This window comes from Flavobacterium aestivum, from assembly GCF_026870175.2.
Lineage (GTDB): Bacteria > Bacteroidota > Bacteroidia > Flavobacteriales > Flavobacteriaceae > Flavobacterium > Flavobacterium aestivum.
Genome location: NZ_CP113977.2, coordinates 2230073 through 2251325 on the forward strand (window position 1 = coordinate 2230073; position 21253 = coordinate 2251325).

Consider the following 21253-nt stretch of genomic DNA (forward strand, 5'->3'; position numbering starts at 1 on the left):
CTTTTTAGTTAGTTAAAGAGTCTTTTGATGTTGTAGGCTCTTTCATTGCTGTATTCGTTTGATTTTGTTTGTTATACTCAGCTTCTGGCATGAAATCACGTAGTGTTACTGTGCAAGATAAAGGCTGATTGGTTCCTATTTTGTTATTGTCACCATGAAAACCATACCCCATGTGAGAGGTGAAAAGAAAGTTTATTTTCTCGGTTTTACGCATCAGTTTTATTCCATCACGTAATCCCATCATGATTTCTTGTTTATCTACTTTGTATACTTGAGGCTGTAATTCTGCTTCAGAGTAAATAACATTGCCTTTTAAATCTTTTATCTCATAATCAAATAAAGCAATATCTCCTTTTTTTGGAGTAAGGCTATCAGTAAGATTTCTGGATTCATAATAATACCAGTATCCTTTTTTTGAAGCGATATATTTTTTGGCAGGATTGCTTTTTATGAGAGAAATAATTTGATCTTCTTCTCCGGCAATTAGTTTTTTATTTCGGGCTATAGATTGTTTCATAAAGCTTCCGGAAGATTGCGAAACGGGCCTTCTCGCTTCTTGATGCTGCTTACAACTCGTAAATGAAACGGTTGCAATGAGTACAATCAGTATAATTTTTGAATAATTCATAGGTTATTATATGTTTAAATTTTGTACTAAACTTTCAAATTTAAGTAATGTCTCCTCCATAGAAACCACTGATTTTCCTCCGGCTGCATTGCTATGTCCACCACCTTGAAAGTGGTCTCTGGCAAACTGATTTACATCAAAATTACCTTGGGATCTGAAAGAGATTTTAATGATTCCCTCTTCTTTATTTTCGATAAAAATTGCGGTAAAAACAATTCCTTTTATACTTAATCCATAATTGACAATCCCTTCGGTGTCACCTTTTATGTAATCAAAAGAATTTAATTCTTCTTGCGTCAATGAAGTATAAGATGTTTTATGATCCATCATTACTTTCATGTTTTGAAGAGCTCTTCCCAATAATTGCAAACGGTTGTACGAACTATTGTCAAAAAGTAAAGTAGGAATTAGAGTGTTTTCTACTCCAAGATCAATCAATTCTGCAATGATTCTATGAGTTGTTCCTGTTGTTTTTGGAAATCGAAATGAACCAGAATCGGTCAATATTCCAGTATAGATACAAGTGGCTATAGTTTTGTCTATGTCTTGCTTTTTATCTAAAAAAGAAATAAAGTTATAAACCATTTCACAGGTAGAACCAAATGCTACATCAGAATAAGTGTAAGTAGCATAACCATCAGGTAATTGATGGTGATCGATCATAATAAACGGAACGGTTAATTTTTCCAGAACTTGTTCCATTTCGCCTACTCGGTGAAGAGCATTAAAATCTAAAGTAAAAATCAGTTCAGCCTCTTCAAGAATCTTTGTGCAGTTTTCTTTGTCCTTTTCGTATATTTTTACGGTTTCAGAGCCTGGCATCCAAGCTAGAAAATCTGGAAACTCGTTAGGGGAAACCACAACCGGATGTTGATTGTTTTTTAGTAAAAAATGATATAATGCTAAGGTAGAACCCATGGCGTCTCCGTCTGGGCCTCTATGCGGAATTATGGCAATTTTTTTAGGAGTTGCTAATAACAACTGTATCGCTTGTATGTCTAGTGTATTCATATGTTGCGAAATTACTGTTTTTTAGCTAAAACTTGTAAATATTTAAGAAATTATAAAGAAATATAGATTAAAGGTATTTCAGCCCTTTTCTTCTAATACTTTGATACAAAACAGATTTAGGGCCTTTTACAATTTGTGATTTGTAAATCCCGATAGAGCCTGAAAAAAAGTAAGCTATTGTGCAGGCAATACCAATGTAAATCCCGCTGTTTATACCAAAAAGTTCCAGCCCCATTACAGTACATGCAATAGGAGTGTGGGTTGCTCCCGAAAAAACGGCCACAAATCCCATACCGGCTAATAATGCAACTGGTAAAGGAATGACAACTGCCAAAGCACTCCCTAAAGTTGCTCCCACAAAAAATAGTGGAGTAACTTCGCCGCCTTTAAATCCTGCTCCAAGTGTAAAACCGGTAAACAGTATTTTTAAAAGAAAATCATAAGGAGTATTAGGAATAGAAAAGGCATCAACAATCATGGGTACTCCTAAACCAATATATTTTGTAGTACCAATAAAATATATTGTGATCGCTAGTATAATTCCGCCAATGAAAGGTCTTAATGGTGGATATTTTATAGTGTTAGAAAATGATTTTCCCCAAAAATGAGTGCTTCTGGAAAAAAGTAAGGCAGCAAATCCAAATAAAATACTGGCAATTAGAATCCAAAACAGATTGGTAAAAGTCATTTCGGGTACCGAAGGAATGCTGTAATGGGTGTGTTTTATTTCCCAAAATTCAACAGTAAAATAGGCAATATAGGCAACAAAGAAAGAAAGAATACTACTTCTGAAACTGATTTTGCTAAAAAGAACAATTTCTAAAGCGAATATAGCTCCTGCCAATGGTGTTCCAAAAACCGAAGCAAAACCAGCACTTATCCCCAGTATAATCAAAGTTCTTCTTTCGGATTTATCCAATTTGAAAATATCGGTACATAAATCAGCAATGGCACCTCCCATTTGTACAGCCGTACCTTCTCTACCTGCTGATCCTCCAAAAAGATGTGTGATTAATGTGCCCAAAAGAACCAATGGGGCCATCATAAATGGAACTCTCTTGTCGGGTTTATTGTATTCTTCCAGTAATAGATTATTCCCTTTTGCTATTTTGGAATCATAAAAAAAATAGAGATACCCAATAAGTAGACCTCCAAGGGGTAAGAACCAAATAATCCAATTATTTTGATTTCTGAATTGGGTTACAAATTCTAATGATAATAAAAAAATGGCTGATGCGGACCCAGAAAAAATGCCTATCAAACTACAAATGAAAAACCATTTGAGCGTGATAGGCATTAAATTTTTTATTTTTCCAAAGTTCATCAGATTCAATAATTAAGCGAGAAGTTTTTTTTGCTAAAGTATTACAATCTGTTTGAATTTAAAATTATTTAGAAGCAATAGCAGTGAATTCGATTTCTACCAAATATTCAGGAGCAACCAATTGACTGATGCCGTAAAATCCTGTTGTTGGTTTGATGTCTTTAAAAAAAGAAGAATGAGCTCTTGCTACGTCCTCAAAAGTAGAAACATCTGTAGTGAAAATTCGAGTACGAATTACGTCTTGCATGCTTACATTAAGATCTTCCAGAACTTTTTCGACTCTTTCTAAAATGTTTAATGTTTGTGCGTAGGCATCATCTGCTTTTACTTTTTCACCATCGATTATGGCAACAGTACCAGATACTTCGATGATGTTTCCTATGCGAACCGCACGACAATATCCCATTTTATCTTCCCAAGGAGAGCCGCTTAAGATGTTTTCTCGTTTCATTGAATTTGTTTTTTAATTTGTTAATAGCGATTTAATAAAAATTCCTGTTAAAGTTCGCAATTTATAAAAATTAGAATTAAAAAAAAGACCTCTTTTATAGGAGAGGTCTTCAGGGGGGGGTATTTCATCTTTATATAACAAAATGGAGATGATATTTTAATTTCCTGTATTAATTCATTTCTCGGAGTTCACCATAATATTTTTTTAGTTCGTCCGTATGGGATTTGTAAGAGCTGAGTTCTAATGCAACAAAATCGGGGTCAAAAGAGATGTTGGCTTTTAATCTCTTGATGGCAGCATTTTCTTTTTCAGCTATTATTTTGTTGATTTTTTTGCTTTTGAATTCATTTGAAAGTTTACCGTAATCATAATCAACTTCAATAGCCGATTCTTTGGCCAGAAAATTATTTACATCGGATCCTATTCCTGTAAATTGAATCGTTTCCCTGAAATTATTGGCATCCATAGTGATTTGTAAATCATATCCTTTTTTAAGATAAATTTTAAAATACTCCGTTCCGTCAAAAAGCAAATACAAACCGTCTTGTACAGATAAAGTATCTTTGAAATAGCCTTCGTTATTGATGTCGATTATTTGTACAGTATTATAGTCAGTATCTTTTATATAGAGATGATCCCAATTTCGGTTTTCTATTTTGGCTTGAAAAAGCACATCATTTTTGGTTTGTCCGCTTACATTCAGGAAAAAGAGTACAGTATAAATGCTAAATATAAAAGTCTTCATTTTTAATTTTTAATTCAATTTATTTTTTTTCAAATCTATATTTTAAATTAGGACAAGCGAAATTAAGGGTGTGAAAAAAAAAGCATTAAATTGTTAAGGATTTGTGTAGATCCAAAAGCTTAGTTTTTTGATTGGATTTTTTTGTAGCTAAAAATTTAGAATATGTTAACAAGCAATCGAAAATAAATTATGTTAGTTTTATGATTTTATAATATGTGTTTTTTTATTTTTGGAAATATTTAAAAATAGAGAAACAATTTTTTGAATACTATGAGGCATTTTTATTTTTTTATTTTTCTGATTGGTTTCATGACAAATAGTTATGCTCAATTTGAGTCGGGTAAAAAATTTAAGGCTATTCCGCCATCTAATACGACTCCTAAACCAGAAAAGAAAACAACGCCTCCGCCAACAGATGAATTTCCGGTAATTATACCCCCTAATGTTTATAAAAGCCCCGATATAATAAAACCAGCGCCAGATCCTGTGTCTTCTTATCCGGTAAGGAAACCAAGCGAGATTTCTATGATTCCTCAAAATCAGTTTATCAATCCGGGTGACGAAATAAGAGATAAATTGAATAGAAAAACAGATAGGCAAGAAGGAATAGAATACCGTAGGAATCAAAGTTTAGGAACCTATAAGACCCAATCCCTTTCGGCAAAAGTGATGTATAGAGATGCCCAATCTGTAGATGGGGATTTAATACGTGTTTATTTGAACGGGAAGATAATTCAAACACAAGTATATTTAGACAGTAACTTTAAAGGATTTGAAATTACTTTGGAAAAAGGCTTTAATAAAATTGATTTTGAAGCTTTAAATCAAGGGGAATCCGGACCTAACACTGCAGAATTTAGGGTTTATGATGATCAGGAAAAATTAGTTTCGGCTAGCGAATGGAACCTGGCAACCGGTTTTAAAGCATCTATTATCCTTGTAAAAGAATAGTTGTAACTATTTTAAAGCCGTTGGGTGCAATTTATTTTATATAAATTGCACCCAAAGGTTTTTTTAATGAAATATTAAAAAGGGTCAGCTGTGACTTTGAATTTCATATCAGCTTTTACTGTTGTTTCTTGAGTAAGAGTTTCTTTTGTTACTACCTTGGTTCTAATTTTGTAGCTAGAAGCTTTGATGTATTTGTCTAATTTTTGTGATGTACAAGTTAGATTGATAGTGTTTGAGGTTGAGTTAATGTCATCCAAAAATGCTAATTCAATTTCATCATCTGCATTGGTAGAAATGTACATATGAACTGATTTTAGGAAGCTAAAAGTTTTATCAGCTGGATTTGTTATACTTAGTTTTAATTCTTGAAGTTTTACATCTTTAACTAAATTGACATTAGTATTGTTATTCTTGAATTCGGATGTAGAATTGGTTGTAACATCTGGTGTTGGTACTTCAAAAGGAGAATTAAAAGGTAGCCCACTATTTATTTTAAATGTAGTCTGATTAGAAATGGAGAATGTTAATAGTTTATCCACTTCATTGCATGATACTATGAATAAGGCTAAAAATGCTAAAACGATAACTGCTTTTGTTTTCATAAACTGTAGGTTTTTTTAAAATAAGCTATATTTAAGTTTAAAAAAATAGCTTTGTTTTGGGTGTTATACTTGTTGCAAAAGTAGCATAAAAGTGATTTTAAGCAAATTTATCTATTCTAATTTTAAGGAATTAACTAAGTAAGACTGAGGAATAAAGGCTTTTATCAGATTGTTAAAAGCAAAAGCATTTTAATTTTAACTAAAAAAATGTACTAAAATATTTCGAATGTCAATAAGAGAAAACAGAATGACTTACTTCTTTAAAAAGAAATTAAAATTTTTCGAAATTCAATTTTTGAAATCAAAATATAAAAAGTATTTTTGCGCATGCAACACAACGTACTTATTTTAGATTTCGGATCGCAATATACTCAGCTTATTGCGCGTAGAGTTCGCGAATTAAATATATTCTGCGAAATTTTTCCTTACAATCATTTTCCGAGTGATTTATCAAGTTATAAAGCCGTAATTCTTGGAGGAAGTCCATTTTCTGTTCGTTCAGAGGATGCACCACACCCTGATTTATCTCAAATTAGAGGAAAGCTGCCTATGTTAGCAGTTTGTTACGGAGCACAATACTTATCTCATTTTAGTGGTGGGGAAGTAGCAGCTTCGAATACTAGAGAATATGGTAGAGCCAATTTGTCTTATATTAAGGAGAACGAAGTTTTCTTTGATGGTGTTTCAGAAAACAGTCAAGTTTGGATGAGTCATAGCGATAGTATTAAGGCTTTGCCAACCAATGGTGTAAAATTAGCCAGTACTCACGATGTAGAATTTGCTGCTTATAAAATAGAAGGAGAAACTACATATGCTATTCAATATCACCCAGAAGTTTTTCACTCAACAGATGGAAAACAAATGTTGGAGAACTTTTTAGTAAAAATTGCAGACGTTCCTCAAAATTTCACACCAAATGCTTTTGTTGAAGAAATGGTGGCTGAATTGAAAGAGAAAATCCAAGACGATAAAGTTGTTTTGGGACTTTCAGGAGGAGTAGACTCAACAGTAGCTGCTGTTTTATTGAATCAAGCTATTGGTAAAAACCTATATTGTATTTTTGTTAATAACGGATTGCTTCGTAAAGGCGAATTCGAGAATGTATTGAATCAATACAAAGGAATGGGGCTAAACGTAAAAGGAGTAGATGCAGGAGATCGCTTTTTATCTGAATTAGCAGGAGTTAGTGATCCAGAAACCAAACGAAAAATCATTGGCCGTGTCTTTATCGAAGTATTTGATGATGAATCACATTTGCTCGAGGATGTAAAATGGTTGGCACAAGGAACTATTTACCCTGATGTAATTGAATCAGTTTCGGTAAAAGGTCCATCGGCAACAATTAAATCACACCATAATGTGGGTGGTTTGCCAGATTATATGAAATTAAAAATTGTTGAACCATTGCGTATGCTTTTCAAAGATGAAGTACGTAGAGTAGGGGCAACATTAGGAATAGATCCGGAATTATTAGGTAGACACCCTTTCCCGGGACCTGGGTTATCTATTAGAATTTTAGGAGACATTACGCCAGAGAAAGTGCAAATTTTACAAGATGTAGATAAAGTTTTTATCGACGGATTAAAATCTTGGGGATTGTATGATAAAGTTTGGCAGGCAGGAGCAATTTTGCTTCCTGTAAATAGCGTTGGAGTTATGGGTGATGAGCGTACATACGAGAAAGTGGTTGCACTTCGTGCTGTAGAATCTACAGATGGAATGACTGCAGACTGGGTACACCTTCCTTATGATTTCTTAATGAAAGTGTCTAATGATATCATCAATAAAGTAAAAGGAGTTAATAGAGTAGTTTACGATATTAGTTCAAAACCACCTGCAACAATTGAGTGGGAATAATATTATTTTTAATTTTAAGTCGTTACATTTGTAACGACTTAATTTTTTAAACTGTATTTATGAGAGATTTTTTAAGAGTTTTATTTTTTATTGGTTTTATTTCTAATGTTACTTTTGGTCAAGAATCCGCAACAAAACATACTGTTTTAAAAGGAGAAACAATAACCCAAATTGCCCAAAAATACAAAACCTCTCCATCTGAAATTTATAGATTGAATCCGGAAACTCAAAATGGAATTGCTGAAAATCAAGTTATCTTAGTTCCGGAGTTAATTCAGAAACCTAAAAACTCAATCACTCATATTGTAGCACCAAAAGAAACTCTATTTGGTTTAGCGACTAAATACAATGTAAAAGTAGAAACGATTCAAAATGCCAATGCATCTGCACTTGTAAATGGTTTGCAAGTAGGACAAGAATTGGTAATCCCACAAGAATCAGATCAAAAAACTGAAACTTCAGTAGCAAAAACAAAACATACAGTTATTGCAAAGGAATCCTTGTTTAGTATTGCAAGGCTTTATAATGTTTCTGTAGAAGACTTAGATAAAGCAAATACAGAAATCATTAAAAATGGTTTGCAAGTAGGTCAGGAAATAAATATTCCAAATAAAAAGAAAACACTAGACGGTAGAGTGAGGGTTATAAATGCCGAAACTGTTTTCTATACCGTGCAATCTAAAGAAACTAAGTATTCTATCGCAAAAAAGTTTGGTATAACCATAGAGCAATTAGAATCACAAAATCCTGAAATCGTAAACGGATTGATAGAAGGAAATAAATTGGCAATAAATGTTAAGGAAGTAAAGCCAACGAATGAAAACGAAGAGTTGATGCTGGCTTTGGCTGAAAAACAAGTTGTTGTTGAGAAAACGAAAGCCAATACACAAGAAATCAAAACCCTGAAAGAGAAATTAGCTTTACAAGACCAGATCAATCAAAAGGTTATCAAAGTGAATGGTCTTTTGGTCGACTTAAAGGAAATTGAAAACACAAAAGAAGGCTCTGCAGAAAAACTAAAATTAGTTATAGAAGCCAATAAAAATATTCAAGAAATTCTTTTGGTTAAACTGGATTCATTGGTAAGTACAATGAATGAAGATTTAATGCAATTGAAAAAAACTGAATTAGTTGATTTAGACGAATCCATTCGCTTGCAAAAAATATCGAATGAAAATATTAATAAAACCAACGAACTTTCACATCAGTTAAAAAAACAATTAGCTGATAACAGGAAAGCCTATTCTGGTTTAATGGATAAAGCAGAGCGAATTGTAGTAGAAGAAAATCAAGAATATAAGAAAAGCATTCGTGATAACAGTAAAGCAAAGCCAACAGAAGCAAAAGCAGTAAAATTGACTCCTGTGGATTTGAAAAATATGGAAATGGAGCAACGTGTTCGAGATTTAAAGAACATGAGGCTAATCACAAAACTGGATTCATTAAACAATGAAAGTAAATCAGAGTTGAGATTGCATATAAGTAAGGCAACTTTTTATAGCAAACAAGCTAGAAATATTGATGATAATCTGGCAAAAGTAAAAATACAAAACTATCAAAACAAAGCCTATGAAACTCAGACAAAGGCTAAAAGTGGTGTAGCTGCCAAATCTCTAACCTTAGATCAAATCAAAAAAGAATTAGCGAAACAGCCTGCTAAAGTAAAAGGGATTAAAATAGAAACGTTGGATAATCTCAAAGAAGTCAAAGCTGGGTATTATGTCGTTTTGGGAGTGTATCAGGATGCAAAAGAAAGGGATGCTCTTATTATGAAATTGACAGATTCAGGATCTTTGAACGCCAATTTCTTTTATAATCTCAATGTCTTATCCTATGATGTGTATTCTAATTATTTTTCATCAAAAGAGGAAGCAGTTTATGAATGCATTCAAAAACAAGGAAAACCACTTTTTGGAAAAATGACAGTTGTAAACGTGCTAAACGGAAATGATATTAAGTAATAATTAACAGGCTAAGGAGATACTATTGTAAACAACAGTAGTATTTTTGCTAAAATTCCAAAAATATAAATATAATTAACCTAGTGTAAAATCGTTATTGTTCTAAAAAGAATAACGATATGACTCGTCCTGATTTTATTGGGAGTGTTTAAAAAAAAACAATATTATTTACGTATGAAATATTTTTCAGTATTATTTTGCTCTATTTTTTTAGTTTCTATATCTGGTTTTGCCCAGAATAAGATTGATAAATATGTGGTAGGCAAAGGAGAAACGATAAACCAAATTGCACAAAAATTTAAAGTCACTCCATTAGATATTTATAAACTCAATCCGGATGCTCAAAATGGATTGAAGCCGAATAGTGTATTGTTAATTCCTAAAAGTACTGGAAAAAGTAATGCAAATTCGCCTAAAGTTGCAAAGGAACTTCCTAAAACACATCAAGTTCAGGCTAAGGAAACTTTATTTGGTATCGAAAAAAAATATGATGTTACAGATGAAGCTTTGAAAAAAGCCAATCCAGATCTAGAAAAAAACGGATTACAAGTTGGACAAATTTTGAATATACCTTCAAAAAATGGTTTGAAAACAACTACTGTTAGCAAGAATGTTACCGTTTATCATACAGTACTCGCAAAGGAAACAAAATACTCAATAGCCAAACAATATGATATAACTATTGAAGAACTTGAAAAAAGAAACCCTGAAATAGTTGAGAATTTGCCGGTTGGATATCAATTACTGATAAAAGGAAATGGACCTAAACCTGTTGCTAAAGTTGTTACTCCAGATGAAAAAGTGGAAAACAGTAAGCCAATTGCATCAAAAGCTGTAAAAGAAATAACCTATGTTGACTATACGGTAAAAGCTAAAGAAACATTTTATAGTTTGTCTAAAATGTTTGGATTGACACAACAGCAATTAATAGAACTTAATCCTGCTTTGTCTGGAGGGGTTGAAGAAGGGATGGTGTTGAAAGTGCCATCAAAATCAAATCAGATTGCAGCAAATTCGGTTAAGCAAAAAGTGGTATTGTCTCAAAAAAATAGTGGAGACAAAAAAAGCTTGGTATTGCTATTGCCTTTTAACATAGCTAAAAATGAATCAGACACGATAAATTCTACCGCAAATCGATTAAAGAATGATAAGTTCCTTAATATGACATTAGATTTTTATTCGGGTGCTTTGGTTGCTATTGATTCTGCTAAACAAATTGGACTTTCTGTAGACGTGAAAGTTTTTGATTCTAATGAAACCAAAACAACTTCTAATGTTGCCACTATTTTTAAAGAAAATCATTTAGAAAATGCAGATGCTGTTATTGGTCCGTTTTATCAAAGTAATGTAGAGAAAACGGCTGGCTTGTTTGCTCAGAATAATGTTCCTGTAATTTCGCCATTGTCAAAAGATGCAGGAAATCCTTTTGACAACTTATACCAATCGATTGTTCCTACGTCAGTTTTAAAAACAGCCATGTTCGACTTTTTAAATGCGAAACAAGGAAATATAATTGCAGTAATTGACAAGAAAAAAGAAACAATCAGAAAATACATTTCAGAAAATCAAAAAGAAATAAAAATCGCTCCATTGACAGAAACGGGTGGTCTGAATATTGAAGGATTCAAGAAATTATTGGTAAAAGGCAAAATGAACTACGTTATTTTAGAAACGTCAAATACAGGCATGATAAAATATACGATAACTACAATGTTAGCCGCTATGGCTAATTATCAATTACAATTGGTAATTTTGGAGCCTAATGAAACTCTGGATACAGATGAAATCAGTTTTGATAGTTTAATGAAGCTGCATTTAATGTATCCATCAGCAACCAAGGAGAATATATCACCAGAGGCACAAATTTTCATGAAGAGCTATAAAGCGAAGAATAGAGTAAATCCTAGCGCTTTTGCTATTCGTGGTTTTGATATTGTTTTTGATACTATGATGCGTTTGTCACAAGATAAAACATATCAGGAAACTGCCGAAACGATGATTACTGAGCAAGTAGAAAATAAGTTTGAATACAATAAAAAAGATGAGGGAGGTTATGCCAATAAAGGATCTTACATTTTGTATTATGATACTGATTTAACTATAAAAGAAGCGAAGTAAGAGTAGTATTCAGAAAATGATACATCTTTCTAAGCTTTAGTCTATTAATTTATTAATTCAAAAAAAATGACATCAAAAGTAACTTATTTAGGAGATTTAAGAACTTCATCCATACACATACAATCAGGAAGCGAAATTATATCAGACGCTCCTGTTGATAATAACGGAAAAGGAGAGGCTTTTTCTCCAACGGATACAGTAGCCAATGCTTTGGCTAGTTGTATGATGACTGTAATGGGAATAAAAGCAAGGGATATGAATGTTGACATAAAAGGATCAACCGCTGAAGTTACCAAGATTATGAAGGCTGAGCCTAGATGCATAGGAGCGATAGAAGTTGTTCTTGAAATACAAGGAGTTTCGGAGCCTAAAGATAAAACCATTCTGGAAAGAACAGCAATGACATGCCCGGTTTTCTTGAGTTTGAGTGAGGATATAGAAAAACGAATTACTTTTAATTGGAAATAATTCGGTTATAGGTTTTCTGTTTTTACAATGTCTTCTCATTATTTATAGCAGGAAACAAACAATAGAAAATTCACAACATTATTACTTTGGATCAAAACCAAAAACAGCTCATAAAATTAGCGCATACTAAAATGCCCTTTGGTAAATACGAAGGTTGGTTCCTGATTGATATTCCGGAATATTATATTGTTTGGTACAGCAATAAAGGTTTTCCTAAAGGAGAATTGGGCGAACAATTGAAACTAATTTACGAGTTAAAACTCAACGGACTCGAAGAATTAATTCGGAACATAAAAAAGAAATACCCGAAACCGTAGTTTAGGCAGTTTGGAACATTAGATTTTTGGATTCTTCGATTTTTAGATTTCTCTATGCATTGCAGTAAGTTTTAGTAAGTTTAGGTTTTTTTTGATTTTTCTTTAAGGGATATTAAAAGAAATCCAAAGATTCTAAGAAGACTAATATTCTAAGAATTTTAAAAATCGAAGAATCCAAAAATCTAATAGTCTAGGGAGTTTAGTATTCCAATTAAATTTGTACTTTTGCCACGTTTTTTACATAACTACATATACAAACAACAACATAATGAATCAAACGAAATATATTTTTGTTACTGGCGGTGTGACTTCTTCTTTAGGAAAAGGAATTATTGCGGCATCTTTGGCAAAATTGTTACAAGCAAGAGGTTATAGAACTACTATTCAAAAATTTGACCCGTATCTTAACGTAGATCCGGGAACTTTGAATCCTTATGAACATGGAGAGTGTTATGTAACCGATGATGGTGCAGAAACAGACTTGGATTTAGGGCATTACGAGCGTTTTTTGAATGTTCCTACATCACAGGCCAATAATGTTACCACAGGTAGAATTTATCTTTCGGTAATAGAAAAAGAAAGAAGAGGAGAATTTCTTGGTAAAACGGTTCAGGTTGTACCTCATATCACCAACGAAATTAAAGAGAGAATGCAATTGCTTGGTCAATCAGGTGATTATGATATTGTCATCACTGAGATTGGTGGTACAGTAGGAGATATAGAATCGTTACCATATATAGAATCAGTTCGTCAATTGGTTTGGGATTTAGGCGAAAATAATGCTGCTGTGATTCATTTAACTTTAGTGCCTTATTTGGCTGCCGCAGGTGAATTAAAAACTAAACCAACTCAGCATTCTGTAAAAGCTTTGATGGAAAGCGGAATTAAAGCTGATATTTTAGTTTGTAGAACAGAGCATGAAATTTCAGATGATATCCGTAATAAATTGGCTTTGTTTTGTAATGTAAAAAGAGAAGCTGTTATTCAATCAATCGATGCTTCGACTATTTATGAAGTGCCTAATTTAATGTTAGAAGAAGGACTTGATATAGCAGTATTGAAAAAATTGGATTTACCTAAAAAAGCAGCTCCGGATTTAAAAAACTGGAATACGTTCTTGCGCAGATTGAAGTTACCAAAACATACTGTAAATATTGGTTTGGTTGGGAAATATGTAGAAATGCAAGATTGTTACAAATCAATTCTTGAGGCTTTCATTCATGCAGGTGCTGCTAATGAAACCAAAGTAAATGTAATTTCTATACATTCAGAATTTATAGACTCAGAAAATATCAAAGAGAAGTTAGCTGATTTAGATGCTATTCTAGTTGCTCCAGGTTTTGGAGAAAGAGGAATTGAAGGTAAAATAGAAACGATTCGTTATGCCCGTGAAAATAAAATTCCATTTTTTGGAATTTGTTTGGGTATGCAAATGGCAATTATCGAATATTCAAGAAATATATTAGGGTATACAGACGCCAACTCTACTGAGATGAATGAGAATACCAAACATCCGGTAGTGAATTTAATGGAAGACCAAAAGAACGTTACTGATAAAGGAGGAACAATGCGTCTTGGTGCTTGGAAATGTGATATTAAGCCAGATACATTGGCTTATAAAATTTATGGAAAAGCATCCATATCTGAGCGTCACCGTCACCGTTACGAATACAATAATCAATATGTTGATCAGTTAGAAAAGGCAGGATTGATATCTTCTGGAGTAAATCCAGATACAGGTTTGGTAGAAATTGTCGAATTAGCGGATCATCCTTTCTTTATTGGTGTACAATATCATCCAGAATACAAAAGTACAGTGGCCAATCCACAGCCAATTTTTGTGAGTTTTGTAGCTGCAGCTGTTAAGGCAAAAAAGAAATAAAAAATTATAATTAGTTTTTTTTAGATGGTTATAATAGTCAGAATGTAACAATATAGATGTTCTAATGACTAACAAAAATGGAATTTAATTCATCTTAATTAAGAGGTTGAATTAGAAAGAAAAAAAACAACAATTAATAAACATGGAAGAAAAAAAATTAGACCTTAATTCGATTATAGGTTTTGTGTTGATTTTTGGTATTTTGCTTTGGATTATGTACCAAAACAAACCTTCAGAAGCAACTATTGCTGCGGATAAGGCTAAAAAAGAATTGCTGGCAAAAGAAGCTAAAGCCAAAGCAGCACAAGCACTTGCCGCTCCTACAGCAGTTGTAGCTGGAGATTCTACACAATTAGCTCAATTGCAAAAGACTTTGGGAGGTTTTGCTTATTCAGCGACTTTACCGTCTGCGAAAAATGATGTTACAACAATCGAAAATGATTTTGTATTACTAAAAATCGCGAACAAAGGTGGATATATCGTTGAAGCGACTTTGAAAAAATTTGAGAAATTTGAGAAAAATTCAGGGCAATTGGTTTCTTTAATTAAAGATAACAATGCTAATTTGAATATTCAATTGCAAACAAATGACAATAGAGTTTTAAATACAAAAGACTTGTATTTTGAACCTTCATTGTCTAAAGTGGGTGCAGATCAAATTCTTTCGATGAAATTGAAAGCTGGAGCCAATGAGTTTCTGGAATACAAGTACATCTTGAAGCCAAATGATTATATGGTTGGTTTTGATGTTCGTTCTCAAGGATTAAATAAAGTTCTGAATACAGCTAAGCCATTGGATTTGCAATGGAATATGAAAACGTTTAGAAGCGAAAAAAGTATTGCCTACGAAAACCGTTTTACAGAAATTCGTTATCAATACGAAGAGGGTAAGCATAATTATGTGTCTGACGGAAAAGACAAAGAAGAATCACCTGAAAAAGTAGATTATATTGCTTTCAAACAACACTTTTTTGCATCTATTTTATTAACGAATACCCCTTTTGAAAAGACATCCTTGAAGTCAAATAAATTGGCTTTGGATGAAACAAAAGACACTATTTTCATAAAAGACCTTAAAGCGACAGCTCCACTAGCTTTCCAGAATGGTGAAGTAGATTATAAAATGAATTGGTATTTTGGACCAACAGATTATACTACTTTAAAAGCTTATGATAAGGATATAGAAAAAATAGTTCCATTAGGATGGGGACTTTTTGGATGGATTAATAAATTTATTTTCATCCCGTTATTCGGATTTTTAAGTGGTAATATTTCTTACGGAATAGCGATTATCATTTTTACTATTATCATTAAATTGGCGATGTCGCCTATTACTTATAAGTCATTCTTGTCTCAGGCCAAGATGAAAGTATTGCGACCAGATATTACTGAATTGGGTGAGAAATACAAAAAAGACCCAATGAAAAAGCAGCAAGAAACGATGAAGCTGTATTCTAAAGCAGGAGTGAATCCTATGGCAGGATGTATTCCAGCCTTGATTCAGATTCCATTTATGTATGCTTCATTCCAGTTTTTCCCATCAGCTTTTGAGTTGAGACAAAAAAGTTTCTTATGGGCAGATGACTTGTCTTCATTTGACTCTGTTTATAAATTGCCTTTCCATATTCCATTATATGGTGATCATATCAGTTTGTTCCCAATTTTGGCAGCCATAGCGATTTTCTTTTATATGAAAATGACTTCTGGAGATCAACAAATGGCGGCTCCTCAACAAGAGGGAATGCCAGATATGGCCAAAATGATGAAGTATATGATTTATATTTCACCAATCATGATGTTGATTTTCTTCAATAGTTATGGTGCAGGATTGAGTTTGTATAACTTTATATCTAACTTGATTACTATTGGAATTATGTTTGTAATCAAAAATTACATAGTAGATTCTGATAAAATTCATGCTCAAATTCAAGAGAACAAGTTGAAAGAGCCTAAAAAGCCAGGTAAATTCCAACAGAGATTACAAGAAGCTATGGAACAAGCCGAAGCTCAAAAAGCTAGAGACAAAAAGAAATAGATAAAGATTTTTACCACGCATTGAATAGATTGATTTTAGCCACGTCTCGATAAATTTCGAATCGTGGCTAATTTTTTAGTTCCCTAGTTTTTGGGAGACTCAGTTACTTAGTATCTTAGTACATTAGAAACTTATTTGTTTTTGAATCACTTAAATAAAATTAATATGTCTTTTATTTTTAGAATATTTGTTGTTTTTCTTTGCTGTCAAACAATGTTTGCCCAAACCGATTTTAATGCTTTAGATGATAAGGGAAGAAAGCACGGTGTTTGGAAAGGAGTTTATGAGGAATCGGGAAGACCTAGATATGAAGGAACTTTTGAACACGATGTAGAGGTTGGTGTTTTTAATTTTTTTGATGATACCAAAGCAAAATCTATTATAGCAACCAGAGAATTTAATCCTAAAGAAAATTCATGCTATACTATTTTTTATGACCAAAAGAAAAATGTGGTTAGCGAAGGTAAAGAGATTAATAGATTGCGTGAAGGCCAATGGAAGTATTACCATAAAAGCTCAAAAGTTATTATGACATTGGAAAACTATAAAAAAGGGAATTTAGAAGGCATGCGTACCGTTTATTACCCAAGTGGGAAAGTGGTTGACGAGGTAAATTATAAGAATGGCTTGAAAGAAGGCGTTTATAAAAAGTATTCAGAAAACGGAATCGTTTTAGAAAACACATTCTTTAAAAATGGAGAATATGATGGTGATGCTGTCTATAAAGATCCTAATGATTTGGTTATTGCCAAAGGAAAGTTTAAAGACGGTAAGAAAGTTGGAAAATGGCAGTTTTTTATAAATGGTAAATTATCAAGTGAGGAAGATATGAACAAACCTAAAAAGCCAATGCTAAAAAGAGATAAAGTAAAAAAGGATTAGTTTTTACGGAATTGATAGCAGATTCCTCATATTAGTTTTTTTCTAATAAAGTTAGGTATTCATAAGTATTAACAGTATTTATTGCAGTATTGCTTTCGCCAATCTTCGAGTAATCATAACTAGGTATATTATTTGTACTTTTGTAAAAGATTAAATTATAAATATTCAATTTAACAAACATATGAAACGTGTAGTTGTAGGTCTTTCCGGTGGTGTGGATTCGAGTGTTGCTGCTTATTTGTTGCAACAACAGGGTTATGAAGTGATAGGACTTTTTATGAAGAATTGGCACGATGATTCAGTGACGATTTCAAATGATTGCCCTTGGCTGGAAGACAGTAATGATGCTTTATTAGTTGCGGAAAAATTAGGTATTCCTTTTCAAACAGTTGATTTAAGCGAAGAATACAAAGAGAAAATAGTTGATTACATGTTTAATGAATATGAAAAGGGAAGAACTCCAAACCCAGATGTTCTATGTAATCGCGAAATAAAGTTTGACGTTTTCATGAAAATAGCATTAAGTCTTGGAGCTGATTATGTGGCTACAGGGCATTATTGCCGTAAAAGTGAAACAGAAGTTAATGGTGAAAAAGTATACCAACTTCTTGCTGGTGTAGATAATAATAAAGATCAGTCCTATTTTTTATGCCAATTGTCTCAAGAACAATTGTCGAAAGCATTATTTCCGATAGGTGAATTAACAAAACCTGAAGTACGTGAAATAGCTGCAGAAATGGAATTGGTTACAGCCGAAAAGAAAGATTCCCAAGGATTGTGTTTTATTGGGAAAGTGCGTTTACCCGAATTTTTGCAACAAAAACTGCAACCGAAGGAAGGTGTAATTATTCAAATTGATAAAAATGACCCTGTATATTGTTCTGAAGTGCAGGCCGAATTATCACTTGAAGAGCAATTGCTTTTTACTTCCAGAAAAGTGCCTTATACTCCAAAAATGGGTAAGGTAATGGGGAAACACCAAGGAGCACATTATTTTACAGTTGGACAAAGAAAGGGATTGAATGTAGGAGGAACAACAGATCCATTATTTGTTATTGGTACAGATGTAGAAACCAATACCATCTATACAGGTTTATCCAGTATGCATCCCGGATTATTCAAAAAAGCATTATTTATAGAAAAATCAGAAGTGCATTGGATCCGCAAAGATTTGGCTATAGCCAATGGTGAAAGCATGGAGGTTATGGCTCGTATTCGATACAGACAACCTTTGCAAAAAGCGACTTTGCACCAATATGAAAGCGGAATGTACATTTCGTTTGAAGAACCACAATCTGCCATTACCGAAGGGCAATTTGCCGCTTGGTATCTTGGTGAGGAGTTGATAGGTTCTGGGGTTATCTCTTAATGTTTAAAATACATAAGGAGCAGTATTGCAAGGAATAATATTTTATTAGATTTTAAAAAGCTAAACTATTTATTATGAAAAAAAAATACCTTTTAGTTCTGTTATTGGTTTCAATATCTGCTTTTTCTCAAGAAGATGCCTGGGTATATTTTAAAGTTAAAAATAATTCGCAATCCTATTTTGATAGTCCTTTGCAAATGCTTACTCAAAGAGCATTGGATAGGAGAACAAAGCAAAATATAGCTTTAGATTCAAAAGATATTCCGATTGATCCTAGTTATATTAGCCAAGTAAAAGCAGCTCCAGGAATTACAATTATGGCAAAATCCAAATGGTTGAATGCCTTGCATATCCGAGGAACTCAAGCAAATATCAATTCCCTAAAATTATTCTCTTTTGTGGATAAAGTTGATTTTGCCAATAAATCACTCAATCAGTCTGGAAAAAAAGCTTCAACTGCCAAGATGAAAGCCGTCAATAAGGTTTTAGAAACGCAAGTAAATTTTGCTTACGGTAGTTCGGCTAACCAAATAAAAATGCTAAATGGTGATCTTTTACACCAACAAGATTATACAGGCTCCGGAAAAATAATAGCCGTTATGGATGCTGGTTTTCCAGGAGTTGATACGGCACAACCTTTCCAACGATTAAGAACTAAGAATCAGATATTGGGAGGTTTTAATTTTGTGAATAGAAATGCCAATTTTTATACTGGGGCTTCACACGGGACTATGGTACTTTCTTGCATGGGAGGTTATAAAGATGGGGAGTTAGTGGGAACAGCTCCTGATGCTTCTTATTATTTATTTATAACTGAAAATGATGCTTCGGAAAATCCTGTTGAAGAGTCTTTATGGGTAGAAGCAGCTGAGAAAGCAGATAGCCTAGGAGTAGATGTTATTAACTCCTCATTGGGGTATTTCGATTACGACAATACCTCTTATAGTCATTCTTATGCTGACATGGATGGCAAAACAGCTTTTATGACTCGTGGTGCAGAAATAGCTTTTAGCCGGGGGATGATAGTGGTGTCTTCTGCAGGAAATGAAGGGAATACAGTAGAACCACATATTGGAGTGCCAGCAGATGGGATTTCGGTACTTACAGTTGGAGCAGTAACTTCTACAAAAACAGTAGCGGGTTTTAGTTCTATCGGTCCGTCATTTGATGGAAGAGTAAAACCAGATGTTATGGCTCAAGGTCAAGCTGATGTTGTGTCAGATCCGTCCGGAAATATAACAACGGCTAATGGAACTTCTTTCTCTAGTCCAATAATGGCGGGAATGGTGGCGTGTTTATGGCAAGCATATCCCAATAAAACCAATAAACAGATTCGGGATTTAATTGTAAAATCAGCCGATCGTTATTTGGTTCCAACAACACAATATGGGTATGGAATTCCAAATTTTAGTTTGGCTTTATCCAATGGTTTGGGAGTGCATGATTTTTCAAAAACAGATGTTTTTTTATATCCGAATCCAGTAAATGATTTTAGTACAGTTTCTTTTTCAGAAAATCTTGATGGAGGAGTATTTCAGATTTATACTATGCTGGGTCAAAAAATAATGGAGCAAACAATCACGAATGATTCGCCAACTATTTCATTAAAAGCATTGCAATCTGGAGTATATGTTTACAAAATGGATTATAATGGAAAAACCAAAACAGGAAAATTGATTAAACAATAAATACAATTGCATGAATAAAATAACAAGTCTTTTCAATATTAAATATCCTATTATCCAAGCAGGAATGATCTGGAATAGTGGCTATAAATTAGCTAGTGCTGTGAGTAATGCAGGAGGATTAGGTTTGATAGGAGCCGGATCAATGTATCCGGAAGTATTGAGAGAACATATACAGAAATGTAAAAAAGCTACAGATAAACCATTTGGTGTAAATGTCCCGATGTTGTATCCCAACATTGAAGAAATAATGAAAATTATCGTAGATGAAGGTGTGAAAATTGTTTTTACATCGGCAGGTAATCCTAAAACATGGACTTCATTTTTGAAGGAAAATGGCATAACGGTTGTACATGTAGTGAGTAGCTCAGTTTTTGCATTAAAAGCACAAGAGGCTGGAGTAGATGCTGTAGTTGCAGAAGGTTTTGAAGCCGGAGGTCACAACGGGAGAGAGGAAACTACAACTTTTACTTTAATCCCGATGGTAAAAGATAAAATTTCGATTCCGCTTATTGCAGCAGGAGGTATTGCAACGGGACGTGGTATGCTTGCCGCAATGGCTCTAGGAGCAGATGGTGTACAGGTTGGAAGTAGATTTGCAGCTTCGTTGGAATCATCATCTCATGAGAATTTTAAGCAAACTATTGTTGATGTAAAAGAAGGGGATACACAATTAACGCTAAAGGAATTAGCACCTGTTCGTTTGATTAAAAACAAATTTTATCAAGACGTACAAGAGTTATATGAAAAATGTCCGACCAAAGAAGAGTTAGCCGCTTTATTAGGAAGAGCTAGAGCAAAACGCGGTATGTTTGAAGGTGATTTAATCGAAGGTGAATTAGAAATTGGGCAAATTGCAGGTCTAATAAAAAAAGTGGTTCCGGCAAAAGAGATTATGATTGAAATGATAACCGATTTTGAGCAAGCAAAGAAAGAAGTAGTTTCATTTGATTTTTAAAATACTATA

18 protein-coding genes are annotated in these 21253 nt (G+C 33.2%); 12 read left to right on the plus strand and 6 right to left on the minus strand.

The window, feature by feature from the left end; all coding sequences use genetic code 11:
- Positions 1-4: 4 nt before the first annotated feature.
- The 5 genes from gldI to OZP08_RS09625 all read right to left on the minus strand — a co-directional run bounded on the left by gldI (position 5) and on the right by OZP08_RS09625 (position 4159).
- Positions 5-628, minus strand: coding sequence for a gliding motility-associated peptidyl-prolyl isomerase GldI (gldI, locus tag OZP08_RS09605; RefSeq protein ID WP_268845881.1), 624 nt, complete (start codon positions 626-628; stop codon positions 5-7).
- Positions 629-634: 6 nt separating this feature from the next.
- Positions 635-1639 (minus strand): DHH family phosphoesterase, encoded by a 1005-nt coding sequence (locus OZP08_RS09610; RefSeq protein ID WP_281323574.1) that lies wholly within the window; start codon positions 1637-1639, stop codon positions 635-637.
- A gap of 67 nt (positions 1640-1706) precedes the next feature.
- Entirely contained in the window at positions 1707-2963 is a 1257-nt protein-coding gene (locus tag OZP08_RS09615; RefSeq protein WP_281323575.1) for a voltage-gated chloride channel family protein, read from the minus strand.
- 64 nt (positions 2964-3027) lie between these two features.
- Entirely contained in the window at positions 3028-3414 is a 387-nt protein-coding gene (locus OZP08_RS09620) for a RidA family protein (protein WP_281323576.1), read from the minus strand.
- A gap of 169 nt (positions 3415-3583) precedes the next feature.
- Entirely contained in the window at positions 3584-4159 is a 576-nt protein-coding gene (locus OZP08_RS09625) for a hypothetical protein (RefSeq protein WP_268845882.1), read from the minus strand.
- A gap of 309 nt (positions 4160-4468) precedes the next feature.
- Here OZP08_RS09625 and OZP08_RS09630 point away from each other — a divergent pair, with 309 nt between their 5' ends.
- Positions 4469-5110: a hypothetical protein gene (locus OZP08_RS09630; RefSeq protein ID WP_268845883.1), complete on the plus strand. Its 642-nt coding sequence runs from the start codon at positions 4469-4471 to the stop codon at positions 5108-5110.
- 74 nt (positions 5111-5184) lie between these two features.
- On the opposite strand, the gene OZP08_RS09635 is transcribed toward OZP08_RS09630, so the two are convergent.
- Positions 5185-5712, minus strand: coding sequence for a hypothetical protein (locus tag OZP08_RS09635; RefSeq protein ID WP_268845884.1), 528 nt, complete (start codon positions 5710-5712; stop codon positions 5185-5187).
- Between the two features lie 327 nt (positions 5713-6039).
- On the opposite strand from OZP08_RS09635, the gene guaA reads away from it, so the two are divergent.
- The 11 genes from guaA to OZP08_RS09690 all read left to right on the plus strand — a co-directional run bounded on the left by guaA (position 6040) and on the right by OZP08_RS09690 (position 21244).
- Positions 6040-7569: a glutamine-hydrolyzing GMP synthase gene (gene guaA, locus OZP08_RS09640; RefSeq protein ID WP_268845885.1), complete on the plus strand. Its 1530-nt coding sequence runs from the start codon at positions 6040-6042 to the stop codon at positions 7567-7569.
- A gap of 59 nt (positions 7570-7628) precedes the next feature.
- Positions 7629-9530 carry a lytic transglycosylase gene (locus tag OZP08_RS09645; RefSeq protein ID WP_281323577.1) on the plus strand — a complete coding sequence of 634 codons (1902 nt, stop codon included), beginning with the start codon at positions 7629-7631 and terminating at the stop codon, positions 9528-9530.
- A 174-nt stretch (positions 9531-9704) separates the two neighbouring features.
- Positions 9705-11648 carry a PBP1 and LysM peptidoglycan-binding domain-containing protein gene (locus tag OZP08_RS09650; RefSeq protein ID WP_281323578.1) on the plus strand — a complete coding sequence of 648 codons (1944 nt, stop codon included), beginning with the start codon at positions 9705-9707 and terminating at the stop codon, positions 11646-11648.
- Positions 11649-11714: 66 nt separating this feature from the next.
- On the plus strand, positions 11715-12116 hold the full coding sequence (locus OZP08_RS09655) for an OsmC family protein (protein ID WP_268845888.1): 402 nt from the start codon (positions 11715-11717) through the stop codon (positions 12114-12116).
- Between the two features lie 86 nt (positions 12117-12202).
- Positions 12203-12433, plus strand: coding sequence for a DUF3820 family protein (locus OZP08_RS09660; protein WP_077377026.1), 231 nt, complete (start codon positions 12203-12205; stop codon positions 12431-12433).
- Between the two features lie 268 nt (positions 12434-12701).
- On the plus strand, positions 12702-14315 hold the full coding sequence (gene pyrG, locus OZP08_RS09665; RefSeq protein ID WP_281323579.1) for a CTP synthase: 1614 nt from the start codon (positions 12702-12704) through the stop codon (positions 14313-14315).
- Positions 14316-14457: 142 nt separating this feature from the next.
- On the plus strand, positions 14458-16350 hold the full coding sequence (gene yidC, locus OZP08_RS09670; RefSeq protein ID WP_281323580.1) for a membrane protein insertase YidC: 1893 nt from the start codon (positions 14458-14460) through the stop codon (positions 16348-16350).
- Between the two features lie 165 nt (positions 16351-16515).
- Positions 16516-17232, plus strand: coding sequence for a toxin-antitoxin system YwqK family antitoxin (locus OZP08_RS09675; RefSeq protein ID WP_281323581.1), 717 nt, complete (start codon positions 16516-16518; stop codon positions 17230-17232).
- A 181-nt stretch (positions 17233-17413) separates the two neighbouring features.
- Positions 17414-18601, plus strand: a complete 1188-nt coding sequence (gene mnmA / locus OZP08_RS09680; protein ID WP_268845891.1) for a tRNA 2-thiouridine(34) synthase MnmA — start codon at positions 17414-17416, stop codon at positions 18599-18601.
- Positions 18602-18675: 74 nt separating this feature from the next.
- Positions 18676-20289, plus strand: a complete 1614-nt coding sequence (locus OZP08_RS09685) for a S8 family serine peptidase (protein WP_281323582.1) — start codon at positions 18676-18678, stop codon at positions 20287-20289.
- A gap of 10 nt (positions 20290-20299) precedes the next feature.
- Positions 20300-21244: an NAD(P)H-dependent flavin oxidoreductase gene (locus OZP08_RS09690; protein WP_268845892.1), complete on the plus strand. Its 945-nt coding sequence runs from the start codon at positions 20300-20302 to the stop codon at positions 21242-21244.
- Positions 21245-21253: the final 9 nt, after the last annotated feature.

Excerpts from the sequence above, each read along its gene's own strand:
- OZP08_RS09620 (WP_281323576.1), bottom strand. The coding sequence starts at position 3,414 with ATGAAACGAGAAAACATCTTAAGCGGCTCTCCTTGGGAAGATAAAATG.
- OZP08_RS09645 (WP_281323577.1), top strand. The coding sequence starts at position 7,629 with ATGAGAGATTTTTTAAGAGTTTTATTTTTTATTGGTTTTATTTCTAAT.
- pyrG (WP_281323579.1), top strand. The coding sequence starts at position 12,702 with ATGAATCAAACGAAATATATTTTTGTTACTGGCGGTGTGACTTCTTCT.
- OZP08_RS09625 (WP_268845882.1), bottom strand. The coding sequence starts at position 4,159 with ATGAAGACTTTTATATTTAGCATTTATACTGTACTCTTTTTCCTGAAT.
- OZP08_RS09630 (WP_268845883.1), top strand. The coding sequence starts at position 4,469 with ATGACAAATAGTTATGCTCAATTTGAGTCGGGTAAAAAATTTAAGGCT.
- OZP08_RS09610 (WP_281323574.1), bottom strand. The coding sequence starts at position 1,639 with ATGAATACACTAGACATACAAGCGATACAGTTGTTATTAGCAACTCCT.
- OZP08_RS09655 (WP_268845888.1), top strand. The coding sequence starts at position 11,715 with ATGACATCAAAAGTAACTTATTTAGGAGATTTAAGAACTTCATCCATA.
- guaA (WP_268845885.1), top strand. The coding sequence starts at position 6,040 with ATGCAACACAACGTACTTATTTTAGATTTCGGATCGCAATATACTCAG.
- OZP08_RS09685 (WP_281323582.1), top strand. The coding sequence starts at position 18,676 with ATGAAAAAAAAATACCTTTTAGTTCTGTTATTGGTTTCAATATCTGCT.
- yidC (WP_281323580.1), top strand. The coding sequence starts at position 14,458 with ATGGAAGAAAAAAAATTAGACCTTAATTCGATTATAGGTTTTGTGTTG.
- OZP08_RS09690 (WP_268845892.1), top strand. The coding sequence starts at position 20,300 with ATGAATAAAATAACAAGTCTTTTCAATATTAAATATCCTATTATCCAA.
- OZP08_RS09650 (WP_281323578.1), top strand. The coding sequence starts at position 9,705 with ATGAAATATTTTTCAGTATTATTTTGCTCTATTTTTTTAGTTTCTATA.
- gldI (WP_268845881.1), bottom strand. The coding sequence starts at position 628 with ATGAATTATTCAAAAATTATACTGATTGTACTCATTGCAACCGTTTCA.
- OZP08_RS09675 (WP_281323581.1), top strand. The coding sequence starts at position 16,516 with ATGTCTTTTATTTTTAGAATATTTGTTGTTTTTCTTTGCTGTCAAACA.
- mnmA (WP_268845891.1), top strand. The coding sequence starts at position 17,414 with ATGAAACGTGTAGTTGTAGGTCTTTCCGGTGGTGTGGATTCGAGTGTT.
- OZP08_RS09635 (WP_268845884.1), bottom strand. The coding sequence starts at position 5,712 with ATGAAAACAAAAGCAGTTATCGTTTTAGCATTTTTAGCCTTATTCATA.
- OZP08_RS09615 (WP_281323575.1), bottom strand. The coding sequence starts at position 2,963 with ATGAACTTTGGAAAAATAAAAAATTTAATGCCTATCACGCTCAAATGG.